This is a genomic window from Pseudomonas sp. Pf153 (assembly GCF_001269775.1).
GTDB classification, from domain to species: domain Bacteria; phylum Pseudomonadota; class Gammaproteobacteria; order Pseudomonadales; family Pseudomonadaceae; genus Aquipseudomonas; species Aquipseudomonas uvaldensis.
The window spans coordinates 26,974-30,431 of record NZ_LHVL01000015.1 but is presented as its reverse complement, the minus strand read 5'-3'; the positions used below and the strand labels follow the sequence as shown (position 1 = coordinate 30,431).

At 62.1% G+C, this 3,458-nt stretch carries 1 protein-coding gene; it reads right to left on the bottom strand.

The features are described 5' to 3' along the window. Positions 1-3,122, bottom strand: a 3,122-nt coding sequence (locus AD666_RS11070; RefSeq protein WP_156315938.1) for an amino acid adenylation domain-containing protein, incomplete at its 3' end; no start/stop codon positions are given. Positions 3,123-3,458: the final 336 nt, after the last annotated feature.

Here is a 3,458-nt window from a genome sequence, read left to right as displayed (position 1 = left end):
CGGCTGATGACCGAGTCCTGATCCGGGGCTGGCAGCGCCTTACGGTCAAGTTTGCCGTTGGGGGTCAGCGGCAGTGCGTCGAGGCGTACATAGGCCACGGGCACCATGTATTCGGGCAGTTGCGCTTGCAAATGGCTGCGCAGACTTTCGATGTCCGCTGTTGCCGATTCGGTGAAATAGGCGACCAGACGCTTGTCGCCCGGTACGTCTTCGCGGGCCAGCACCACGGCTTCCTTCACGGCATCGTGTTGGGCCAGTCGAGCCTCGATCTCGCCCAGTTCGATCCGGAAACCGCGGATCTTCACTTGGTCGTCGTTTCGGCCCAGGTACTCGATATTGCCGTCCGGCAGGTAACGCCCCAAGTCGCCGGTCTTGTACATCCGGGCGTTCGGTTCACGGCTGAACGGATCCTTGAGGAAGCGTTCGGCGGTCAGGTCATCGCGATTGAGATAACCGCGCGCTACGCCAGCGCCACCGATGTACATCTCGCCCGGCACGCCCAAGGGCACCGGCTGCCGGTGTTCATCCAGCAAGTAAAACTGGGTGTTCGCGACAGGCTTACCAATGTGCGGAACAAACCCATCTTCGCGAGCCATGGATACCCAACTGGAGTAAGTCGTGGTTTCCGAAGGACCGTAGAGGTTGCACAGGCGCTTGACTTGGGTCTGCTCGAACAGCGCCTCAACCAGACTGCGCTTGAGCGCTTCACCGGCGACGTTCACCGTGTCCACGCCGTCACTCAGCCCACCCGACTCCAGCAACGCCTTGAGCGCCGACGGCACGGTGTTGATCAGGGTAATGTCGTGCTCGCCCTGTTGCAGTTCCAGCACATTATTGACCACGTCGATGCTGCCGCCACAGGTCAGCGGCGCGAAGCATTCGTAAACCGCGAGATCGAAATTCAGCGAGGTCGAGAACAGGGTTTTCGACAGCGTTTGAGCATCGAACGAACGATGAGCCCAAGTGAGGAAGTTCACCGTGTTGCGGTGTTCGATCATCACGCCTTTCGGCAACCCGGTGGACCCCGAGGTATAGATCACATAGGCCAAATGCGACGAGGTCAGCTCAGGCACCTGCGGATTCGAGACGGATTCGTCCTGCCACAGCCCGCTGTCGAGATCGATCACCGGCATCGTTGCATCAACCAGCAAGCCAAGGGTCGCCGTCTGGGCCAATACCGCCGCCGGGGCGCTGTCTTCCAGCATGTAGGCAATTCGATCCGCCGGATAGGCCGGATCCAGCGGCACGTAACCGCCGCCGGCCTTGAGGATTGCCAGCAGGCCCACGACCATATCGAGACCACGCTCGACGCAGATCGCCACCCGCGAATCCGGCCGTACGCCCTGCTTGCGTAGGTAATGCGCCAGGCGGTTGGCCCGCTCGTTCAGTTCGCGATAATCCAGGCGCTGCCCGCGGTGGAGCACCGCCAGCGCGTTCGGCGTCCGCTCTACCTGAGCCTCGAACAAACCGTGAACCGTTTGCTCCAGCGGATACTCCGCTTGCGTGGCATTGAACGTCACCAATAGCTGTTCGCGCTCCGCCTCCGGCATGACCGAGAGTCCGGAGAGCAAGGATTCCGGCGCATGCTGCAACGCGTCCACCAGGCTCGCCAAGGCGGTTTCCACGCAGGCGCCAATCCGTGCCGCGCCGACGCCCTTCACCGCCTGGACGGTCAGGCTGAAACGCTCCCCCATATCGTCCACCGACAGCATCAGCGGATAGTTGGTGCGCTCCTCGCCGCCGAGTACCTGGATACCGTTCCAGGCCGACAGCGCTTCGCTCGAAGTCGCCGTACCGGTGTGGCGGTAATTGAGCAAGGCGCTGAACAACGGCGTCGGGGCGGCCACGCCGCTGCAGCGTTGTGCCAGCGCCAGCGAGGCATGCTCGTGGCCCAGCAACGCGGTCAATCGCGCATGGGTGGTTTTCACGCCCGCACGGACATCGATCTGTCCCACGGTCACCCGCAACGGCAAGGTGTTGATGAACATGCCCAGCGCCCGGTCGGCCCCCTCGCCGCTCTGCATCCGCCCCAGCAGGACGGTACCGAACACCACATCGCTGCGCCCGGAGACACGCCCCAGCACTTGCGCCCAGGCCAGATGAACCAGGCTCGCAACGCTCACGCCCAGCTGCCGGGCCTGGGTTCTCAAGCCTTGGCCCAGGCTGTCCGGAAGCTTGCGGAACGCTTCTTCGATCATCTGCCCTGCGCCTTGCACCTCTTGCAGGCCAAACGGCAAAGTCGGTTCGTCCACGTCACCGAGCATGTCGCGGAAGAACGCTTCATGCTCCTGCCGGCTTACACCCAGGCGTACTTGCGCCACATAGTTGCGATACGGAACGGCCTCGGGCAACGCATCGCCCTGGCCCAGCAGGAACGCCTGCATCTCGTACTGCACCAACTCCAGGGCGGCGTGGTCCAGGGCCATGTGGTGGAACAACAGCAGCGCTACCCAACGCTGGTTGGGGCGATCCTCGGCGCAGACCAGGCGCAGCAAGGGCGCCCGGCCCATATCCAGGCGGTGGTGGCGGGTGTCGAAGCGTTGTTGCAACTGTGCCTCGATGGCGCCCTCGGCCGGGTCGAGCTGAAGCTCTTCCAGTGACAACACGGCCTTGTGCCAGACCACTTGCACCGGCTCATCCAGCCCTTCCCACGCCACTGAGGTGCGCAGGATGTCATGGCGGTCGATCACGCCTTGCAAGGCGTTGAGGAAATCGTCCAGGCGGGCGCGTTGATCGACCCCGAACAGGGTATGCAGCACGTAGGGATCACCCTGCTGCGCAGCGAGGTGATGGTAAAGAATGCCTTCCTGCAACGGCGCCAGGGGGTAAATGTCCTGGACATTGCCCGCGCCTCCGGGCACACCGTCGATAATCCGGTCGATCTGCTCCTGGCTCAGGCTGACCAGGGGCAGCATGTCGGGGGTGATACGAAACGCCGGGCTCAACCAGTCGCCACCGTTACGTTCCACCAACTCGAGCAATTCACGCTTGTAAAGGGCAAGGCTTTCCCACAACGCGTCGTCCAGTCCTTCGTCATCGCCCTGGACCACAAGGTTATCGTCGTCCTGTTGAAGACGGATCGGGTGCTTGGAAAGCGCTGCCATCAATTCGCTGAATTGCATCGAAGAACCTGCTTTTTTAGTTCGGAGTGGTTGACGATAAAAAGGTCGTCTTTCAGGTACGGCGTAGCGCCTGGACGCAGGGATTGGCAGCGGTCGAGCCGATCACGGCGTACGGGCCAAGACAGAGAAATCGTCATGTTCAACCGAAGGAGATCCGTCCCCGGACTGGCTCCTTACAGGCCAAAAAAAATTAGAGCATTCGGTGGGGCATGTCTGTCATGGGAAGCAGGGACAAGCCCCGGCACCGGTCGGGCTGGCGTTGCACCAGGAGGAAATCCGAGGGAGAAGGCCTGCCACGACAGCCCCTTTTCCCTCGGATCTACAGGCTTTGAAAAA